The following is a 20,430-nucleotide window of genomic DNA, read 5'->3' as shown; positions in this document are numbered from 1 at the left end:
TTCACTTCTTACCTTTTTCCAATCGTCCCCAGCCTCGAGCGAACCCGATTCCGGCCACGTGTGTCGTTTTACCCGCTTTTGACATACAAGCAAGGGAGCACGTTAATTTCTGTTTACTTCATTTCAAACCGTGACCCATTCGCCACTACAGCTTTGAAACATCGTAAATAAATCGTAATTTCCTCTCTCGTCGCTCCGCTAGCCTATTCTGGAACTAATATCGTTCCAGGTCGCGAAAACCATGAGTGAGAGCACCATCGCAAACCCAATCCGAAAAGCGATATCCTGCGCTCGTGCACCCAGGGGTTTTCCCCTTACGGCTTCAATCGCATAGAACATCAGATGCCCGCCATCAAGTACCGGCACGGGCATCAAATTTAATAACCCTATTGAAACAGAAAGTATGGCGGCGAATTGGAGCACCGCAGCAAAACCCAAGGTTGCCATCTGGCCTGAAAGCTGCGCAACCCGAATGGGACCTCCGAGCTGATCGGCCTTCATATATCCGCCGATGACGTTGCCGATATATTCGAAGGTGCCGGAGACAATGCTGCCGGTCTGCTTTATGCCCTCCGCAAGCGCCTGCAGCGGCCCATATGCCTCATAACGCAGCCTGATCGGCTTCTGGCCGTCGGTAATGCCGATCGTCGCAATCTCGGTCCGCGCGCCGAACGCGTCCATCTCCTCCGACTTCCGTGGCGTCACCGACACCTCGCGCGTCTGACCGTCGCGCTTGACCGTCAGCGTCATGGATTTGTCGGCATGAGCCGCCGCGTAGCGCTGTACTTCGCCGATGGAGCCGATTTCTCGTCCATCCACAGAAAGAATGCGATCACCGAGTTCCAGGCCCGCCGCCGCGGCAGGGCTGTCGGACCCGATCGACGCGACGAGCGGATCGATCGGGGCGATGCCGATGCTGCCGACATCCTTCTTGTTGCCCGAGGCATCCATACCCGCCAGCGTTTCGGCCGTCATCGTAACATCGCGGATTGCACCATTGCGCTGTATGGTCAGCACGATGTTCTTTCCGGGACGCTCCGCGACGTAGCGGCCGATATCGTAATAGGTCGCGACATTATTGCCATCGACCGCGATCAGGCGATCCCCGGCCTGCACGCCAGCCTTTGCCGCCGGACCAGCCGGCTCTACCGCGGTCACGACCGGATCGATGAGCGCGATGCCGATGCGGCCCATTTCCATCTTGTTGCCGAACTGATCCGTATCCTCGACCAGCTTCGGCATGATTCGGAAGTCGTGATTCTGACCGTCGCGCTCGACGGTCAGGACGATCGTGCGGCCCGGGCGAAGACCGACATAGCGCTGCACTTCGTCGAAAGTCGCCACCTTGTTGCCATCGATCGCTAAAAGGCGGTCACCGGGCTCGATGCCTGCCTCGGCAGCGGCTCCGTCGCGCGTCACCATGGCAACGACAGGATCGGCCACCGTGCGGCCGTAGACACCGAAGAGAACCGCGAAGATCGCAATGGCGAGAAGGAAGTTGGCAATCGGACCGGCTGCAACCGTCGCAGCGCGCTTCCAGAGCTTGGCTCCGGCAAAGGACCGGGCGCGCTCCTCTTCCGTCATGGCCGAGAGCTGATCCACGTCGGTCTTGCTGGAGGCATCCTCGTCGCCGAAGAATCGCACATAGCCGCCAAGCGGAATGAGGGAAAGCTTCCAGCGCGTGCCATGCCGATCCGTGAATCCGGCGATCTCCGGGCCGAAGCCGATCGAGAAGGCCATGATGCGGATACCCGACCAACGGCCAACCAGATAGTGACCCATTTCGTGCACGAAAACGAGCAGCGACAGGACGAAGACAAACGTGATGACGTTGTTCGTCAAGAAACCGATGAAGCCAGCCGCGCTACCCATGCAACGATCCTGTTCGTGTTAATTTCAGACCCCGAGCAGAACGCCGCCCAACGAAAAGGTCTCGCCGCTCATTGTCAGCGACATTACGATAGCCAACAAAAACGCCGCAAAACAAGCAAAAATTAGTCCATCGACCCTATCCATGACGCCGCCGTGCCCGGGAATCAGATGGCTGGAGTCTTTCACGCCGAAACGGCGCTTGACGAAAGACTCGAATAGATCGCCGATCTGGCTGCAAATGGAGAGCATCAGCGCAAGCGCAGGAATCCATAAACCATCCGCAAGGAAATAGCGCCAGACGATCGCCGTTCCGACGATCACGGCGGCAATCGCGCCGCCGATCGCGCCCGACCACGTCTTGCCCGGCGATATGCGAGGCGCGAGTTTCGGGCCGCCGATCGCACGGCCGACGAAATAGGCGAAGATATCGGTTGCCCAAACAGTGGCGAAGACGAACAGCATCAGCACGAATCCGCGCAGGCCGTCGTCGCGAATCTCCGCAAGAGCGATCACGGTCAATCCTGAATAGAATATTCCTCCGGGAAGCCACCAGCTCTTTTGCCGTACGGCGACAATGACCGCCGCGACGACGACGAAGGCGGCCAGAACCTCCATGGAATAGACCGATGCGTCCATTACCGTTGCGCCGGCAATCAACACGAGACCGAGCCAGCCGAGCGCATTTCCCTGAGGATCGCGTCCGTGCAGATCCGTCATCGTCGACCACTCATAGTAGACGAGCAGGCCGATCGCAGCCGCCAGAAGGCGAAAACCCAGGCCGCCATACCAGGTAGCGGCAAGAACGATGGCGGCAAGGATAACGCCGGAGATGATGCGCAGCCTGAGTTCGCGGCTCATCAAGACCCCACAGCCGCCGCCGGCTTGGCGGAAAGTCCGCCAAATCGCCTATCGCGCGCGGCATACTTCTCCAGCGCGGCAAAGAAGAGCTCGCGACTAAAGTCGGGCCAGTATTCCGGCACGAACATGAATTCCGAATAGGCAGCCTGCCAGAGCAGGAAATTCGACAGCCGCTCCTCGCCGCTGGTGCGGATGATGAGATCGGGATCGGGTATGCCGGCGGTGTCGAGGCGCGCATCGACCAGCTCAGCGCTGATATCCTGCGGCCGCAACCGTCCGGCCTCGACATCCTTTGCCAAGCTCACGAAGGCTCGCGTGATCTCGTCGCGCGAACCGTAATTGAAGGCGATGACCAGCGTCAGGGCCGTATTGTTCCAGGTGGTCTCCTCCGCTTCGATCAACAGAGGCAAAATATCGCCGCGCAGGCCGCTGCGATCGCCGATGACGCGGATTCGCACGTTCTGCCGGTGAAGTTCCGCAAGATCGCGCCGGATGAAGGCCTTCAGGAGACCGAGGAGATCGCTCACCTCCGCCTCGGGGCGACGCCAGTTTTCCGAGGAAAAGGCGAAAAGCGTCAGATACTTGATGCCGATATCGCCGGCTGCCCGCACCGTCTCCCGGACTGCCTCCACGCCCTTGCGGTGGCCCATGGTGCGCGGCAGACCGCGTGCATTGGCCCAGCGACCGTTGCCATCCATGATGATGGCAACGTGTTCGGGTACGACAGAGAACGTGGGAGCTGACATAGGGGTCCGGTTTCGTTCGGCGGCAATACGCTCTGGCCTCGTAATCTAGGGCGCAGTCACCGCTTTCAATATTGTCAAATCGAAAGCGCGACGTCTCCCCAGCGTACGATCAGACCTGCATGATTTCCTTTTCCTTGTCGGCTAGCAAGCGGTCGATTTCGGAAATCGTCTCATCCGTCATTTTCTGCACACGTTCGGAGAGAGAGCGGCTCTCGTCCTGACCGATTACGCCGTCCTTTTCGGCCTTTTTGAGGCCGTCCATGCCATCGCGGCGAACGTGACGAATCGCCACCTTCGCCTTTTCGGCATATTCGTGAGCGACCTTCACCAGCGAGCGGCGGCGCTCTTCGTTGAGTTCCGGCAGCGGGATGCGCAGATTCTGGCCGTCGACGATGGGGTTGAGGCCGAGATTGGATTCGCGGATAGCGCGCTCGACGGCGCTGACCATCGACTTGTCCCATACCGAGACGGTCAGCATGCGCGGTTCCGGCACGGTGATGTTGGCAACCTGGTTCAGCGGCATGCGCGAACCATAGGCTTCGATCGTGACCGGATCGAGGATGTTTGCGGATGCCCGTCCGGTGCGCAGCGAGGCGATATCGCTCTTGAACGCCGCAATAGCGCCGTCCATGCGGCGCTTCAGTTCCTTGAGGTCGTAGCCTTCACTCATGTCTATACTCCCGTCTGATGGGCGACACCGGGCATACCCGGCGTCACAGGAACGTCAATTGTCTGATACGATGGTCTTGCGGCCGCCGCCGGTCAAGATTTCCGCGAAACCGCCCTTCTCGTGAATGGAGAAGACGACGATCGGAATGGAGTTTTCGCGCGCAAGCGCCACGGCGGCCACATCCATGACGGCCAGTCCCTTTTCGAGCACCTGACTGTGCGTCAGATGGTCGAAGCGCTCGGCATCGGGGAACTTCTTCGGGTCGGCGGAATAGATGCCGTCGACCTGCGTGCCCTTGAAGATCGCTTCCGCGCCCATTTCGGCGGCGCGCAAGGCGGCGGCGGAATCCGTCGTGAAGAACGGATTGCCAGTGCCGCCGGCAAAGATCACCACGCGGCCGAGCGAGAGATGATAAAGCGTGGCGCGCTGCGAGAAGCTTTCGCAGATTTCCGGCATCGAGATCGCCGAGAGCACGACTGTGTCGATGTCGAGCTTGCGCAGCGAGGTCGCGAGAGCCAGGGCATTGATGATGGTGCCGAGCATGCCCATGTGGTCACCGGTCACCCGATCGCCACCCTTGGAGGCCACAGCAACGCCGCGGAAAATGTTGCCGCCGCCAACCACGACGCCGACTTCTACGCCCATGGCGCGCGCTTCGGCAATATCGGAAGCAATCCGATCAGCGACGGTAACGTCGATGCCAAAACCCTGGCTCCCCATGAGCGCTTCACCGGAGGCCTTGAGCAACACGCGCTTGTAGATCGGCTGGGACATCGTAGCTCCTTGAAGTGATCACCGGGGAATGATTGTGAAAGCCGGATACACGAAGGGCACCGCGTTGTCACGCGATGCCCATACGTTTTCCCTGATATGGTTTCACCAAACCGGGATATGTCTCTTTTCGATCGTGCTTTTCCGCACTTCTTCAAGCTGCGGAGAAGCCTTATCGTTTTGTTTCCTTACGCATTCCGAACGGAAAACCGCTACGCACTTTTCCTGGAAATGCTCAGATCAGCCCTTGGCGACAGCAGCAACTTCGGCAGCGAAGTCGCTTTCTTCCTTCTCGACGCCTTCGCCGAGAAGCAGACGGGCCATGCCGGTGATTTCGATTGGGGCGCCGGCGGTCTTTTCAGCTTCCTTGATGGCAGCGCCGACCGTCAGGTCCGGATTGATGACGAAAGCCTGCGAGAGAAGAGCGACTTCCTCGAAGAACTTGCGCATGCGGCCTTCGACCATCTTTTCGATAATGGCTTCCGGCTTGCCGGATTCGCGGGACTGCTCGATGAAGACGTTGCGCTCGCGCTCGGCGACCGCGGCGTCGACTTCTTCGGCACGGATGGCCAGCGGGTTGGTCGCAGCGATGTGCATGGCAACCTGGCGGCCGATCGACGTCAGAACGGCCTTGTCGCCAACCGACTTCAGGGCGACGAGAACGCCGAGCTTGCCGATGCCGTCGCCGGCAGCATTGTGGATGTAGGTCGCCACGACGCCGTGCTCGACTTCCAGCTTGGCCGCACGACGGAGCGTCATGTTTTCGCCGATGGTGGCGATCGCGTCCTTGATGGCGTCCGCGACCGGCTTGCCGGATGCGGGATAGGTCGCAGCCGAAATGGCTTCGACCGTGCCGTCGGTGGACAGCGCAACTTCGGCGATGCCGCGGGCGAGGTCCTGGAAGGCGTCGTTACGGGCGACGAAGTCGGTTTCGGAGTTGAGCTCGACGACGACAGCCTTGTGACCGGCGCCGGCAATGGCGATCAGGCCTTCGGCGGCGGTGCGGCCGGACTTCTTGTCGGCCTTGGAGATGCCCTTGGCGCGCAGCCAGTCGATCGCGGCTTCGATATCGCCGTTCGTCTCGGTCAGCGCCTTCTTGCAGTCCATCATGCCTGCGCCAGACTTTTCGCGCAGTTCCTTCACCAGTGCAGCCGTAATCTCGGTCATAAGCTTCCTCTTGTCGGTTCATACGGTGCGGCAAAAGGCGTTAAGCCGAAGCGGCACCGATTTGAGGGACGAAATGTACTCGTAAGTATGACAGCGTTATGAAGCCGCGTCATACTGTGGAATTCTGTTTGGAACATGCCTGGATTTTCCGTCCAGGCGAGCAGTTACCAAAAACGCGATAAGGCCGCTCGAACTTGTTAAGTCGCAAACGGCCTTATCCCGGATGTCATTGCGCTTGGGCGGACAGTTTATTGCCCGCCTCGCGGCGCGATCAGGCTTCGGTGCCGTCCGCCAGGGTCGGCTCGACCGGAGCTTCCTCAGAAGCGCCGAGGTCACGGCCCGATGCGCTCTGCTGACGAGCGATGCCGTCGATAGCAGCGCGCGAGATCAGGTCGCAGTAAAGAGCGATGGCGCGCGAGGCGTCGTCGTTGCCCGGGATCGGGTAATCGATCAGGTCCGGATCGCAGTTCGAGTCGATGATGGCGACGACCGGGATGCCGAGGCGCTTGGCTTCGTCGATCGCGATCTTTTCCTTGTTGGTGTCAATGATGAACATCAGGTCCGGCGTACCGCCCATGTCCTTGATACCGCCGAGGGCCTTGTCGAGCTTTTCGCGCTCACGCTCAAGGTTCAGACGCTCCTTCTTGGTGAAGCCCTGGGCTTCGCCGGAGAGGATTTCGTCGAGCTTGCGCAGACGCTGGATCGAGTTGGAGATCGTCTTCCAGTTGGTCATCATGCCGCCGAGCCAGCGGGCGTTGACGTAGTACTGAGCCGAGCGCTTTGCGCTGTCGGCGATCAGTTCGGACGCCTGACGCTTGGTGCCGACGAACAGAACGCGTCCGCCACGGGCAACGGTGTCGCTGACAACCTGCAGAGCGCGGCTCAGCATCGGAACCGTCTGGGCGAGGTCGATGATGTGGATGTTGTTACGATCGCCGAAAATGTACGGCTTCATCTTCGGGTTCCAGCGGTGCGTCTGGTGGCCGAAGTGAACACCAGCTTCCAGAAGCTGGCGCATAGAAAAATCGGGCAATGCCATGCCTTTGTATCCTTTTCCGGTTGAACCTCCGCAAGGCGAACAGCATCCTCTTCGAGAATGCCACCGGGCGGAAAAATCCGGATTTCTCCCGGACAATCCCATGCCTTACGTGTGGAATGCGGGTGGCCATACATTCGATTCGCTTGGAATGCAAGGCTTTTGGCTAAAAAACAACCTTACCCCGCCCTCAAGCAGCCAATTTACCGAGCAGTGCCAGCATGACATCAGCGTCCGGCATCGGCAATACGGCATCGATCTCGGCCGGCAGCAGGCCGGCAATCGCGCTGCCCGCATCACCGGTCGCAGTGCCAAGCGGACCGCGGAAGCCATGCCTGGTCCAGGCGAGCTCCTGCAATCGTGGACTGATAAGAGCCTCGATCATACGATCGACCTGTTCGTCGATGGCGATCAGCGGATGCGCGGAATAGACGGTCGGGTGCGGATAGAGCACAACGGGCTTGGCGCTGTTGCTCGCCTGAACCCTCTTCCAGCGCTGCGGATCGGCGATGATCCACTCCACCAGCTGATTCTCGTAGCCGACGATCATCGGTTCGCCGCCGATGCCGCCAGCGAGATATTGCTCGAACAGCTTGCCCGAGGACGACGACTTGAAACCCATGTTGCGGAAGATCGCCTGAGCCTTGTCTCCGAATTGCGCGAGAGCATCGCCGCTCGCCACATTGCCGCTCAGCAGGCTGAGCACCAGACCGGAAAACATGAAGCCGGAGTTGGAACGGTTCGGGTCCGTCGAGACGATTCTCGCCTGACCATAGAGCGAGTTGACGCCAAGCTTCGACCAGTTGGTGCCGGCCAGAACAGCATCCAGCAGCGCCTTGAGATCAAGCTGGTGCTGTCCCTCCGGGGTCGTAGTCACGAGCCCTGCCTTGGTCAATCCATCGACGACCGGCTGCCAAGAATAGATGACGACGGGCGTGTTAAGGATGACGCGGTCGTTGCGAATCCTGATGCCATTCTGCCGGGCGATATCGACCATGATCGACGAGGAAGGCCAGAGGAAGGCGGGGTTCTGCGACTGAAGCGCCTGTTCTCGCACCATCTCCACGGAGCCGGCGACGCGGCTGTTGATTTCAAGCCCATGGCTGTGCAGCGCCGAGATCACGTCCCGATCGGCGAGGAAGGCTTCCTTCTCGCCGCCGATGAAGCCGAAGAGCTTGGTGTTGTTGCCGAGCAGACCCTGCAGCTCCGGCCGGTCCTTTACGGCGAAATAGCCGCCGGTTCCGGCAACGCCGGCAGCAAGAAGCCCTACTCCAAAAGCGCGGCGGGAAATGGCCATCAGCGTCCTATATCCTCTTTGAGCGAGGCCTGTATCAGGCGCAGCTCCGTATCAAGCGTATCGAGCCTATCTTCGACCAAGCTATCGGAATAATGTGCGAAAGCGTCTTCCAGCTTGGTCAGAACGAGGCCGATTTCCTGAAGACGCGCAGTATCCGGCTGGCGTTTCGCCTCGATGACGGCAAATCCCTCCGCCACCTCTGCCGCCCGCGGCAAATAATAGCTAAGGAATCGCCTGACTGTGCCAGCGCTTTCCGGATTGGTCTCGACCTTGGCGAAGACGTCGGCGGCGATCTCCGCCAGGTGCCGCACTCGTTTTGCCACATCCTTGCTGCCGATCTGGTTCGCCGACGCTTCCAGCCTTTCGGCGGCGGGAGCGGCCGTGCTCAACAGGTCGCGGGCGAATTCCAGGCGCCCTCTGCCGATCGCCTTCGCATCCAGCCCCTCGAACATACGCTTAGGCGCAAGGACGAAGATCAGTCCGACGAAAACCAAGAGACCGATGATGGCAGCAATCCATATCGGCATGCCGGCAAGGAAGCTGAGCACAGGAACGACGATCGCAGCGGCAAGCCCCGCGACGATCCAATTCCAGTCATTGCCAAACCAATTGCGCATTATCTTCCTAATTATAGCCGCGCACCGCCCGGAATGCGCTGACCAGATCGCCACGGCCGTCAAAGACACGCGCCGAGGTTTCCTGCGCGAGGGCATCGAGCTGCCGCTTGTCGGCATCGCCAAAGGTGATGCCAAATACGGGTACATGCGGGCTCACCGATGCCCACCGGCTCATGAAATTACCATTGGCATCGTCGGATTTGCCATCGGTCATGATGACGATCGCAGGCAGGTATGATGACAGCTCTTGCGTCGACTTCATCCAGTCGAGCGCCTTGCTCGCGCAGGCATACATATCAGTACCGCCGCCCGCATGCTGACTCGAGACCCTTTCGACCAAAGTCTTCTGCTGATCGAGTCTCCCCGTCGCCTCGATAGTGGTGCGAACATTGGCGTCGAAGGGGATGACCATGATGCGATCGGCTGGCGTCCATTGCGCCAAAACCTTGCCGGTCTCGCCGGGATTGAACAGGAAATGCATGGCCGCCTGCAGCTGTTCTTCGCCCTTGCCTGCCATCGAGCCCGAAAAGTCGAGGCAGAGAGCCGTCAGCGAAGGCTTGCGCAGCGCCACCTGATAAAGATCAAGCGCCTGGCGGATCATGGCGGGCTCCGGCATGCGGACCGCGGTCACGATTCGGGTCGGAGCGAAATTCCATGCCGCGTCCGGCTTGGCGGCGATATCGGAGAGCGGAATGCGGCGGCCGGTATCGGCGATGCGCTTCTGCACCGGAGCGGAACGCAAATAGTCTACGAGCTGATTGAAGAAGGTCTCCACCTCCTGCCCTCGCCCATGATCGACGAAGCCGATCGGTGAATCGGCAACGACGACGCCATCGGCGGGATAGATCGCGTAAAGCGGCTCCTTGCCCATTCCGGTGAGCTTGTCGTTGGTCTCCTTCAGGATAGCTTCGTAATTCCACATGGCGTCGTAGAGCACGCCCTTTCCAGCCGACTCCGTGTAGAGATCGGCTAGCCAGCCCGACGATCCCGACGAGCGCTCGACACCGGCAAGCAGCGAGCGGACGGCATTCTGGACATCCGGCTTGTCAAGATCGCCTGGCTCGATGACGGGTTTGTTGCCGAGCGCGCTCGACAGCATGGCGAGATAGGCGCTGGCGCCAGAATTGGATTGCGTGGCCGATGTCATGAGAAACTTCAGCGAGCCGCTCTTCACCGCCGCCAATATATCCTTCATATAGACCGGCTTGCCGACCCAGCCGAGCGCCTGGGCCTTGGACTTGCGCACGCCGAGAATGACAGGCATCTGCGCGACCGATGTCAGCGACTTCACGCGGCGCTTGGCATCGAACATGTCGACCCAGACACCTGACGCCGGCCAGACGGCATCCTGCTCGACGCCCTGCTCGCTCTGGAGCGCCAGGCCGATATCCAGCGTGCCTTCATACGCGAAGCTGCAGCTCGCCTTCTTCTCCTTGCAGAACTCCTCGACGATCGGCTGCAGGACGGTATTTTCCGAACCGGAAATGATCGAGAACTTCGGGCCTTGCCCGCCGACATTGCAGCTGCTCAGCGCAAGCAGGCCCGCCAATGTCAGCGCGGTCACAAAAATACGGATCGCCATGGTCTTCAACGCACCTCGATCATTGCCTTCTTGAGCTCAACGGTCATTTTCTGCATGCACTGTTCGGCCTCGGCCCGCTTAGCGCGGCCCTCTTCCTGCACCTTCAGGACACCGCTGATTGTATCGATGAGGTCGCGATTGGCGGCAGCAAGCGTGTCGATATCGACGATGCCGCGCTGCGATTGCTGTTCTATGGCAATCGCCTGATCCTTCATCATTTTCGATGCCTGACGGATCATGTCGTTGGTGGCGTCGGTGACGGTCTTCTGCAATTCGAGCGCGGATTTCTGCTGGGTCAGGCCGAGCAGGATCACCATTTTCTGCTTCCATGCAGGCACGGTCAGCGCAGATGTCGCCTGCAGGTTCTCGATCAGGGTTTCATCGCCGGCCTGGACGATGCGGATCTGCGGCAATTGCTGGACGCCGAGCTGGCGTGCCTGCTGCAGGTAGAAAACCCGCTTTTCCAGACGATCGAGGGCCTGAAGGCTGTCCTGATAGACCTGCGCCTCCAGCATGCCGCCGCCGGGATGGGCAGAAGCAGCATCGGCAGCACTCTTGAGCCGCGGGAGTTCCGTGGCGCGAAAACGCTCGGCGAAATCCTTGCCTGCCTGCACATAGGCGTCGAGCTGCACAATGGATTGCTTCGTCTCCTCGTGCAGGTCATCCAGAAGGGCGATGTCCCGGCGCAGAATGTCCTTGTGCCGATCAAGCTCGAGCCCGATACGATCGATCTGGCCGGCCACATCCTCGAACTGCTCCTTAAAGCGTTCCAGCTTTGCCCGGAACGAGGAAAACATCCGCGACAGGAAGCCTTCGTCCTTCAGCGATGCCGGATCGAGCTTCTTCGATTTGACGATGATATCGGTCAGCAGCTTGCCGACTTCGCCGAGATCCCGGTTGCGCACCTCGCGCAGAATGCGGTCTGAATAATCGGAAACGGATTGCTGGGCGCGGTCGCCATAGACAGAAATCCCGGCACGGTCGGTGAGGTCGATGGTATCGCCGATACGGGCAATTTCCGCCGGATCGGAGGTAACGACCTGCAACGTATTATTGGAACCGGTGGAGATATCGATATTGCTCATAGGTCGCGCTTTCCTGTGCATAAACACGGAGCCGACCGCAAAAATTTTCAATCGCCCCCAAGACGATTACTCCCCAGCGCGCCCCACTACAATTCCAGATCGGCACGGGCAACAAAAGAGACTCGCCCATGCCTACCAATGGTTTCACACCATAGTGAAACTTGGATCACAGTTTTATGACGATGATTTTATGTTTCGAACTCAGCTTGACGGTGGGCTATTTGCACGCTTTCGCATCGAGAACCTCGAGCTTGGTGAGTTTACCGGTCAGCACGAAGTCGCCGTAGTCCATCGTCAGATCGCGGGTAATGCCGTTCTCGTAGAGTTTGAAGGACATGCGATAGACCGGCGTCGCATCGCCGCTGGATTTCTCGTTGAAATAGGCGACCGTCACCGGCCAAAATGGCGCCTTGGCAAAGGCGCCGGCCTTGTCGGCATCGGGATCGTCCACGGTCGGCGGCTGCTCCTTGCCGACGACGGTGGTTGCGATGAGCGGCTTGTCGCCATCGTCTGAGCCGTCGAAGACCTGGGCCTCGAAGAAATTCTTGCCGAGTTTGGCGTTGTGGATGATGTCGAGCATGTGCTCGGTCGGGAAGCGGCTCTGGATGAGCTCGACCTGCTTGCTGTGCGGCTGAGTCAGGTCGACCTTGATGCCCTTCTGGTCGTCGCTTGCGGCACCGCGCACATCCTTGTCGAGCTGGTTGTCGGTATAGGACTTGGTCTCGAAGCGGAACAGGCGCTTACCCAGATCCTCGAAGGTCGTCGTCTGCTGGTCGCTGACGCGGGTGGAATCGCCTGTATCTATTTTCGTCACGAAACGGAAATTGGTGGTGAAGCCGCTGCAATCCGAGCCTTCGAACTCATAGACCATACGGCCGACCATGCCGGAAATGCCGGAGCGATCGGAAGCATCCTTCAGCTCGAGATCGTAGACGGCGCGATGCGCGACCAGCCCGCTCGGACCAGCCGCATAGGCTGCCGAAGTCCCTAGTGACAGAATGCTCAGTCCCGAAACAAAAGTGGCAGCAAGACTCGAGCGGAACATTCATTATCTCCTGTTGGACTCGCACGCGATACTATAAGAACGCTTTCGGCTGAAACGAGGCTGCCGATCCCAAGTGACGGAATTTAGTCTTGATGCCGGATTTTTGAAGTTTTTACAACAAAACGGGAGATGAAAATGTCCGACGCTATCGAGGGCCGCCTGAAGGAACTCGGCATCGTTCTGCCGCAGGCCGCAGCACCGGCCGCCAACTATGTTCCCTATGTCGTCAGCGGCAACCTTCTCTATCTGTCCGGCCAGCTGCCGATGGAAAACGGCAAGATCGGCGTGACGGGGCATCTCGGCAAGGATGTCGACGTCGCCGGCGGCCAGCGGGCGGCCGAACTTTGCGCCATCAACCTTCTCGCCCAGGCAAAGGCTGCGCTTGGCGGCGATCTCGGCCGCATCAAGCGCCTGATCAAGCTGAACGGCTTCGTCGCCTCGACGCCCGATTTCGTCGAACAGCATCTTGTAATCAACGGCGCTTCCAATCTTCTCGCGAATGTATTGGGCGAGGCCGGCAAGCATGCCCGCGCCGCCGTAGGCATGGCAGCCCTGCCTCTCAATGCCGCCGTCGAAATCGATGCCATTCTGGAAATCGCCTGATGAGCAAGCTTGCCTGGCTGACCGAGCGCCCCGTCGCCCATCGCGGCTATCATGACATGAACAGGGACGTCTGGGAGAACACGCTCTCGGCCTTCAGCCGCGCCATCGAGGCGGGGTTTGCTATCGAATGCGACCTGCACTACGCCTCGGACGGCGTTCCGGTCGTCTTCCATGACGACGACCTGCAGCGCGTCTGCAATCTGCCCGGCGAAGTGCGCGCGCGCACCTCGGCCGAGCTGGGGCTGCTTTCGATCGGCGGCACCAAGGACAAGATCCCGACGTTGAAGCAGCTGCTGCAGCTTTGCGGCGGCAAGGTGCCGCTCGTGCTCGAGCTCAAGGGACGCGAAGGCGACGACGAGGGTTTTGCCGAATCCGTGCTCGAAGTGCTCGAAGGATACGAAGGGCATGTGGCGCTGATGAGCTTCGACCACTGGTTGCTCAAGGACCTCAAGGCGCTGGATGCGCCCTACCCTGTGGGACTGACAGCCGAGGGAAACAAGCCCGAGACGTTTTTTCAGCATGACGAAGCCATGCATCTTGGGCTAGACTTCATATCATACTTCTTTGGCCACCTGCCGAACCCCTTCATCACGGCGCAGCGCCAGCGCGGTATTCCGGTCATTACGTGGACCGTGCGCGACGAAGCGGCCCGTAAACATACATTTGCCAATGCAGACCAGATGACCTTCGAAGGTTTTGACCCGCGCCAGGCCTCCTAGATCGGCATCGATTGAAGGAGAGGCTTGGCAACACTAAATTCTGCTGCGCCTAACACTTATCCTCACGATGGAGGCGCAGCGGCAAAGCCCTGCCCCTCCTTCTCAGCGCCAAGAGTTTGATGACAGACGAATTATCCATTCGAGTCGAACGATCCTTCAAGAATATCGCTCCGGGAAGCTGGTCGAAGCTCGCCGGAGCCTCCAGGGCCGGCAGCTTGCTGCCCTACAATCCCTTTGTCTCGCATGCCTTCCTATCGTCGCTCGAGGAGTCCGGCTCCGCGACCGACAAGACGGGCTGGCTCGGCAATCATCTGCTGCTGGAAGCCGACAATGGCGAACTGATCGGCGCCGTTGCCGGCTATCTGAAGAGCCACAGCCAGGGCGAATATGTCTTCGACCATGGCTGGGCCGATGCCTTCGAGCGGGCCGGCGGCCGTTATTATCCCAAGCTGCAATGCTCCATTCCCTTCACGCCCGCTACCGGGCCGCGGCTGCTCGTTGCCGAAGGACAGGACCGGAGCGTGCTGCAGCCGGCGCTTGCCGAAAGCCTGAAGGAAGTCACCCGGCAGCTTGGCGTTTCCTCGGCGCATATCACCTTTCTCCCGGAAGATGAGGCCTCGGTTTTCGACGGCGACGGCTACCTGCACCGCACGGACCAGCAATTTCACTTCATCAACGCGGGTTATGCCGATCATGATGCCTTCCTCGAAACGCTTGCATCGCGCAAGCGCAAGGCGCTGAAAAAGGAACGGCGCGCGGCAGTCGAGCATGGAATCACCATCGACTGGCTGACCGGCAGCGATCTCACCGAAAACATCTGGGACCAGTTCTTCGCCTTCTATATGGATACCGGCAGCCGCAAATGGGGCCGTCCCTACCTCACCCGAAAATTCTATTCGCTGATCGGCGAGCGCATGCCGGAGGATATTTTGCTCGTCATGGCCAAGCGCGAGGGGCGTTATATCGCCGGCGCCATCAATTTCATCGGCAGCGAGACGCTTTACGGCCGGCATTGGGGCTGCATCGAGGATCATCCCTTCCTGCATTTCGAGGTTTGCTATCATCAGGCGATCGATTTCGCGCTGAGCAAGGGTCTGAAGCGGGTGGAAGCTGGCGCACAGGGTGAGCACAAGCTGGCGCGGGGCTATCTTCCGGTCATCACGCATTCGGCGCACTACATCGGCCACCAGGGCCTGCGGCACGCCGTTGCGGACTATCTGATGCATGAGCGGGAACAGGTGGAGGAGATGAGCGAGATTCTCACCGAACACAGCCCCTTCCGCAAAGGCGAACGGCAGGATATCTAGCCGTTCGAAATCATCGCAAGCGTAAGACGAGGAGACCCTGGATGAGTAGCATGGCCTATGACAGCAACAACATCTTCGCGAAGATCCTCAAAGGCGAGATTCCCTCCTACCGCGTCTACGAGGACGAGCATACCGTCGCCTTCATGGATGTGATGCCGCAATCGCCAGGCCATACGCTGGTGCTGCCGAAATCCCCTTCCCGCAACATCTTCGACGCCGATCCGGCTGCATTGCAGCACTCGATCACTGTGGTACAGAAGATCGCGATTGCGGTTCAGGAAGCCTTTGAAGCTGACGGCGTCTATATCGCCCAGTTCAACGAACCGGCTGCCGGCCAGACCGTGTTTCATCTCCATTTCCACGTCATTCCACGCCTGGAGGGTGTCGCGCTGAAGCCGCATTCGGGCAAGATGGAGGATGGCGCGGTACTGGCGGAAAACGCCAGGAAGATCATCGAAGCTCTGGCCTGATACCCTGAATCCCTGGAGCGGTTCAGTTTTTCACGGAATTTCTGAACCGCTCTATCTTCTTGTTTTCACGCAATTCCGGACGGGAAACCGCTGCGCACTTTTCCTGGAATTGCTCTAAAGTCATTTCTGATGTTTTCTTCATAACCATATAAAACGGCTGCGCTATTTCTAGCGCAGCCGTTTTGTTTTTCTCACGCAGCCAGTCGGCGATTACTTGCGCGGAACCTTCGGAACCGCGCCGCTGCCCTTGCGCGGCGACTTGCGTTCGGGTTCGTCGCTATCGCCGGTCGCGGCAACTTTGGCCGAACGGCGAGCATCCGCTGCCGTTGCAGCCTTGCCGACGCGGCGTCTGGCCTTGACGGTGGTGTCGCCGTCTTCCTCTTCCACCTCGACCGGCGCATCGCCCACTTCGGCTTCCGGCTTCGGCCGGATGGGAGCGGTATCGGCGATCGCATCGAGCAGAAGGCCGGTCGAGCCGTCTTCTTTCTTGCCGACCGTGACGGTGACCACGCCACCCTTCTTCAGCTTGCCGAAGAGGATTTCGTTCGCCAGCGGTTTCTTGATGTTTTCCTGGATGACGCGCGCCAGCGGACGGGCGCCCATCTTGTCGTCGTAGCCCTTCTCGGACAGCCAGGCGATGGCGTCTTCGTGCAGATCGAAGGTCACGTTCCGCTCGGAAAGCTGCGCTTCCAGCTGCATGATGAACTTCTGCACGACCTTGTGGATAACAGTCGTCGGCAGGGCTGCGAAAGGAATGACCGCATCCAGACGGTTGCGGAATTCCGGCGTGAACAGGCGGTTGAGCGCCTCTTCATCCTCGCCCGTGCGCTTGGACGAGCCGAAACCGATGGCGGCCTTGGCCATTTCCGAAGCGCCCGCATTGGTCGTCATGATCAGGATGACGTTGCGGAAGTCAATCTTCTTGCCGTTGTGGTCGGTCAGCGCGCCATGGTCCATGACCTGCAGCAGGATATTGAAGATATCCGGATGCGCCTTCTCGATTTCGTCAAGCAGCACCACGCTATGCGGATGCTGGTCGACGCCGTCGGTCAGGAGGCCGCCCTGGTCGAAGCCGACATAGCCGGGAGGGGCTCCGAGCAAGCGGGAAACCGTATGACGCTCCATGTATTCCGACATGTCGAAGCGCAGCAGTTCGACGCCGAGCGACGAGGCAAGCTGCTTGGCGACTTCCGTCTTGCCGACGCCGGTGGGGCCGGAGAAGACATAGCAGCCGATCGGCTTGTTCGGCTCGCGCAGGCCGGCGCGGGCGAGCTTGATCGAGGTCGAAAGCGCTTCGATCGCCGTATCCTGACCGTAAACGACCGAGCGCAGTTCCTGCTCAAGGTTGGCGAGAACCATCTCGTCGTCCTTGGAAACCGTCTTCGGCGGAATGCGGGCCATGGTCGCAATCGTCGCCTCGATCTCCTTTTCGGTGATCAGCTTGCGGCGCTTGGACGGCGGCAGCAGCATCTGAGCCGCACCCGTCTCGTCGATAACGTCGATCGCCTTGTCCGGCAGCTTGCGGTCGGAAATATAGCGGGCCGACAGCTCGACGGCGGTCTTGATGGCGTCGTTCGAGTAGCGCAGGTGATGATACTCTTCGAAATAGGGCTTCAGACCCTTCATGATTTCGATGGCATCCTCGATGCTCGGCTCGTTGACGTCGATCTTCTGGAAGCGACGGACGAGCGCCCGGTCCTTCTCGAAGAACTGACGGTATTCCTTATAAGTGGTAGACCCGATGCAACGGATCGCACCCGAGGAAAGAGCCGGCTTCAGCAGGTTCGACGCATCCATCGCGCCGCCTGACGTAGCACCCGCACCGATGACGGTGTGGATCTCGTCAATGAAGAGCACGGCGCCCGGATACTCCTCGAGCTCCTTGACGACCTGCTTCAGGCGTTCCTCGAAATCGCCGCGATAGCGGGTTCCGGCAAGCAGCGTTCCCATATCGAGCGAAAAGATCGTGGCGTCGGCCAGAGCTTCCGGAACCTTGCCCTCGACGATGCGCTTGGCAAGGCCTTCGGCAATCGCCGTCTTGCCAACACCGGGGTCGCCGACATAGAGCGGGTTGTTCTTCGAACGGCGGCACAGCACCTGAATGGTGCGGTTCACCTCGGAGTTGCGGCCGATCAGCGGATCGATCTTGCCGCTCTTGGCCTTCTCGTTGAGATTGACGCAATAGGCCTTCAGCGCGTCCTGCTGCTTCTTGCTGTTACCCTCTTCCTGTTCGCCGCGGGCGGTCGGCTTGCTCTCTGATTCGGTATCTTCGGCGCCGCGCGGCGTGCGGGTTTGGGAGGAACCCGGGCGCTTGCCGATGCCGTGCGAGATATAGTTGACCGCATCGTAACGGGTCATTTCCTGCTCCTGCAGGAAGAAGGCGGCATGGCTTTCCCGTTCGGCGAATATCGCAACGAGAACATTGGCGCCCGTCACTTCCTCGCGGCCGGAAGATTGCACATGGATCACGGCACGCTGGATGACGCGCTGGAAGCCGGAGGTCGGCTTGGAGTCCTCGTCATAGCCGGTGACGAGATTGGAAAGTTCACTATCGACGTATTCAGTCAGAGTCTTACGGAGCGCGTCGAGATCAACATTGCACGCGCCCATGACAGCTGCGGCATCGGCGTCGTCTACCAGCGCCAAAAGCAGATGTTCCAGCGTGGCATATTCGTGATGCCGCTCGTTCGCGTAGGTCAGTGCCTGATGCAGCGCCTTCTCAAGACTAGGCGAAAATGTTGGCACGTTCAGATCCTCACTTCTTTTCCATAACACATTGCAGCGGATGCTGGTGCTGCCGGGCGAAATCCATCACCTGGCTGACCTTCGTCTCTGCTACTTCATATGTATATATCCCGCACTCGCCCACGCCGTGGTTGTGGACATGAAGCATGATGCGGGTGGCACTTTCGAGATCCTTTTGAAAGAAACGCTCCAGGATATGGATCACGAAGTCCATGGGCGTATAGTCGTCATTCAGAAGCAACACGCGGTACAGGTTGGGCTTTTTGGTTTTGGGCTTAGTGCGCGTTATCACCGAGGTCCCGCGATTCCCGTTGTCCCCGTTCCTTTCGCTGTTATTTTGCATCCGGATCGGCTCAGCGATCATTTCATTCATTCCTCAAATCATCCGGCAGAAGCTATCGCATTCCGACTTGGTACTGGGTTGGGTTCTTCACTTGGTCGGGCCGGATATCCGAACCTCTAACTTAGTTCATATCGGCGTGATTTTAAGCCCCTTGCGGGACACTGCAATCACAATTCGCTGACAAAGCGGGCTGCGACCAAAAAAGTCGGGGCATATCCTCCGGTCCGGTTCGCCCCGCCAAACTGCAAAAGACCGGCCACGCATCGCGCAGCCGGTCTTTCGGAAAATATTGCGTTTCGGCGAATGTTTTAAGCGGCGGTTGCCGTTGCTGCTGTCTTGCTGGCAGTCTTCGTTGCGGCCGCGACAGGCGCTTCGTAAGGCTTATAGGCAACCTTGGCGAGATCGGCATACATTTCGCCGAGCTTGGTGGCTTCGGCGATGAAGTTTTCGTAGGAAGACTTCACATAGCTGCTCTGAAGTTCGAAGGCAGCTTCGAAGCTCTTGACGCCGGCAAGCGTTTCGAAGTGTGCAACGCCATCCTGGAAAGACTTCTTAGAGTACTCGGCAGCTTCCGCAGCAATTGCCTGGAAACCCTTGCCGACATCGGAATAGCTCTTCAGCGCCGTGTCCATGGCTTCCTTACCCTTCTTGTTCATCTCGTCGAAATTGAACATGTTTCTCCGTCCCTTATTGGCCGGCCGGCGGCCGGTTTACGGGGATGAAGGTTAAATGCAACGCACAATTAGTCAAGTAGTCTTGTGCGACGCAATATCCCCTTTTGGTTGTATTTCCCATAACAATTCGGTGTCAGTGATGGTGAGTGCGCCGCATCATTTTGATTTTTCTAATATATATCATGGTCCTTGCAACCGCAGGCTTTGGCCAAAATATTCGCAATACGATGGAAAAGCCGTCGGGTTCAAAACGGCTACGGAATGATTACGTCGGCAATTGCCCGCGAAAAAGGCCGCATTTCAATGAAATACGGCCCGAGTACTCAATCACTATACGAGATCGACGAAATTAGAGATCGACGTCCAGGATCGCCATCGAGAAATTATAGGAGCGATCGCCATCTTCGTCATCGATATAGACGACGCCCAGAAACTCTTCGCCGAGATAGACTTCCGCAGAATCGTTCTTGCGCGGACGGGCCTTTACCACGATCTGCGGGTTGAAGGTGCGCTTGAAATAGGCGTCGAGTTTCTTGATTTCTTCAGGCTTCACAATGCTTCTCCGTGAGGATCTCGGTTGGCCGCTTCTTGCATGGGAAAAGCGGCAGTGTAAAGACCGGAACCGCGCATACTTCCCGGCGACCGTGCAAGCCTCCGAAAATGCAGCTGGATTTTCCCTAGATTCCCGCACCCATGATCTGGTCGGCGACCATGCGTTCGGCAAGCAGTTGATCCATCGAGCGGGAAGGTTCGGAACAGCCCGCTTCGCCGACCACCTTGGCCGGAACACCGGCAACCGTGGTTTTGGCGGGCACTTCCTTCA

Annotated in this window: 20 protein-coding genes and 1 pseudogene; 4 read left to right on the top strand and 17 right to left on the bottom strand. The window is 59.1% G+C overall.

The window, feature by feature from the left end:
* Positions 1–198: 198 nt before the first annotated feature.
* From rseP to Q4Q11_RS19780, 12 genes are all read right to left on the bottom strand, one after another.
* Positions 199–1,872 (bottom strand): RIP metalloprotease RseP, encoded by a 1,674-nt coding sequence (gene rseP, locus Q4Q11_RS19835; protein ID WP_112507266.1) that lies wholly within the window; start codon positions 1,870–1,872, stop codon positions 199–201.
* Positions 1,873–1,896: 24 nt separating this feature from the next.
* On the bottom strand, positions 1,897–2,730 hold the full coding sequence (locus tag Q4Q11_RS19830) for a phosphatidate cytidylyltransferase (RefSeq protein ID WP_112507268.1): 834 nt from the start codon (positions 2,728–2,730) through the stop codon (positions 1,897–1,899).
* On the bottom strand, positions 2,730–3,476 hold the full coding sequence (locus Q4Q11_RS19825) for an isoprenyl transferase (protein WP_112507270.1): 747 nt from the start codon (positions 3,474–3,476) through the stop codon (positions 2,730–2,732). The genes Q4Q11_RS19830 and Q4Q11_RS19825 overlap by 1 nt, the downstream gene beginning before the upstream one ends.
* A 109-nt stretch (positions 3,477–3,585) precedes the next feature.
* The gene (frr, locus tag Q4Q11_RS19820) at positions 3,586–4,146 is read right to left on the bottom strand and encodes a ribosome recycling factor (protein ID WP_112507272.1); all 561 of its coding nucleotides are present in this window, start codon (positions 4,144–4,146) and stop codon (positions 3,586–3,588) included.
* 54 nt (positions 4,147–4,200) lie between these two features.
* On the bottom strand, positions 4,201–4,920 hold the full coding sequence (pyrH, locus tag Q4Q11_RS19815; protein ID WP_112507274.1) for a UMP kinase: 720 nt from the start codon (positions 4,918–4,920) through the stop codon (positions 4,201–4,203).
* A gap of 237 nt (positions 4,921–5,157) precedes the next feature.
* On the bottom strand, positions 5,158–6,084 hold the full coding sequence (tsf, locus tag Q4Q11_RS19810; protein WP_112507276.1) for a translation elongation factor Ts: 927 nt from the start codon (positions 6,082–6,084) through the stop codon (positions 5,158–5,160).
* 271 nt (positions 6,085–6,355) lie between these two features.
* A complete protein-coding gene (gene rpsB, locus Q4Q11_RS19805; protein ID WP_047633284.1) occupies positions 6,356–7,123 on the bottom strand; it encodes a 30S ribosomal protein S2 in 768 nt (255 codons plus the stop codon).
* 187 nt (positions 7,124–7,310) lie between these two features.
* Complete coding sequence (locus Q4Q11_RS19800; RefSeq protein WP_498570565.1) at positions 7,311–8,417, bottom strand: hypothetical protein; 1,107 nt, start codon at positions 8,415–8,417, stop codon at positions 7,311–7,313.
* Positions 8,417–9,034 (bottom strand): 5-bromo-4-chloroindolyl phosphate hydrolysis family protein, encoded by a 618-nt coding sequence (locus Q4Q11_RS19795; protein WP_112507280.1) that lies wholly within the window; start codon positions 9,032–9,034, stop codon positions 8,417–8,419. The genes Q4Q11_RS19800 and Q4Q11_RS19795 overlap by 1 nt, the downstream gene beginning before the upstream one ends.
* Before the next feature lie 7 nt (positions 9,035–9,041).
* Positions 9,042–10,616 carry a VWA domain-containing protein gene (locus tag Q4Q11_RS19790; protein WP_498570564.1) on the bottom strand — a complete coding sequence of 525 codons (1,575 nt, stop codon included), beginning with the start codon at positions 10,614–10,616 and terminating at the stop codon, positions 9,042–9,044.
* Between the two features lie 5 nt (positions 10,617–10,621).
* On the bottom strand, positions 10,622–11,701 hold the full coding sequence (locus Q4Q11_RS19785) for a toxic anion resistance protein (RefSeq protein WP_498570563.1): 1,080 nt from the start codon (positions 11,699–11,701) through the stop codon (positions 10,622–10,624).
* A 217-nt stretch (positions 11,702–11,918) separates the two neighbouring features.
* Positions 11,919–12,746, bottom strand: coding sequence for a cell envelope integrity EipB family protein (locus Q4Q11_RS19780; RefSeq protein WP_498570562.1), 828 nt, complete (start codon positions 12,744–12,746; stop codon positions 11,919–11,921).
* A 135-nt stretch (positions 12,747–12,881) separates the two neighbouring features.
* On the opposite strand from Q4Q11_RS19780, the gene Q4Q11_RS19775 reads away from it, so the two are divergent.
* The 4 genes from Q4Q11_RS19775 (at position 12,882) to Q4Q11_RS19760 (ending at position 15,845) form a co-directional block, all read left to right on the top strand.
* Positions 12,882–13,349 (top strand): RidA family protein, encoded by a 468-nt coding sequence (locus Q4Q11_RS19775; protein WP_498570561.1) that lies wholly within the window; start codon positions 12,882–12,884, stop codon positions 13,347–13,349.
* A complete protein-coding gene (locus tag Q4Q11_RS19770) occupies positions 13,349–14,068 on the top strand; it encodes a glycerophosphodiester phosphodiesterase (RefSeq protein ID WP_498570560.1) in 720 nt (239 codons plus the stop codon). Before Q4Q11_RS19775 ends, Q4Q11_RS19770 begins: the two co-directional genes overlap by 1 nt.
* Positions 14,069–14,187: 119 nt before the next feature.
* Complete coding sequence (locus Q4Q11_RS19765; protein WP_498570559.1) at positions 14,188–15,375, top strand: GNAT family N-acetyltransferase; 1,188 nt, start codon at positions 14,188–14,190, stop codon at positions 15,373–15,375.
* 41 nt (positions 15,376–15,416) lie between these two features.
* Positions 15,417–15,845, top strand: coding sequence for an HIT family protein (locus tag Q4Q11_RS19760; RefSeq protein WP_498570558.1), 429 nt, complete (start codon positions 15,417–15,419; stop codon positions 15,843–15,845).
* Positions 15,846–16,055: 210 nt separating this feature from the next.
* Here Q4Q11_RS19760 and clpA read toward each other — a convergent pair whose 3' ends face one another.
* From clpA to Q4Q11_RS19735, 5 genes and pseudogenes are all read right to left on the bottom strand, one after another.
* A complete protein-coding gene (clpA, locus tag Q4Q11_RS19755) occupies positions 16,056–18,590 on the bottom strand; it encodes an ATP-dependent Clp protease ATP-binding subunit ClpA (protein WP_498570557.1) in 2,535 nt (844 codons plus the stop codon).
* Between the two features lie 10 nt (positions 18,591–18,600).
* Complete coding sequence (gene clpS / locus Q4Q11_RS19750; protein WP_069612294.1) at positions 18,601–18,954, bottom strand: ATP-dependent Clp protease adapter ClpS; 354 nt, start codon at positions 18,952–18,954, stop codon at positions 18,601–18,603.
* A gap of 287 nt (positions 18,955–19,241) precedes the next feature.
* A complete protein-coding gene (locus tag Q4Q11_RS19745) occupies positions 19,242–19,607 on the bottom strand; it encodes a phasin family protein (RefSeq protein ID WP_112507295.1) in 366 nt (121 codons plus the stop codon).
* 349 nt (positions 19,608–19,956) lie between these two features.
* The gene (locus Q4Q11_RS19740) at positions 19,957–20,160 is read right to left on the bottom strand and encodes a DUF3126 family protein (protein ID WP_047633271.1); all 204 of its coding nucleotides are present in this window, start codon (positions 20,158–20,160) and stop codon (positions 19,957–19,959) included.
* Positions 20,161–20,284: 124 nt separating this feature from the next.
* Positions 20,285–20,430: pseudogene (locus tag Q4Q11_RS19735) on the bottom strand (serine O-acetyltransferase); the annotation flags it as partial.

It is taken from the genome of Rhizobium sp. UFLA01-1127 (genome assembly GCF_059803845.1).
This window is presented reverse-complemented; position numbering and strand designations above follow the sequence as displayed.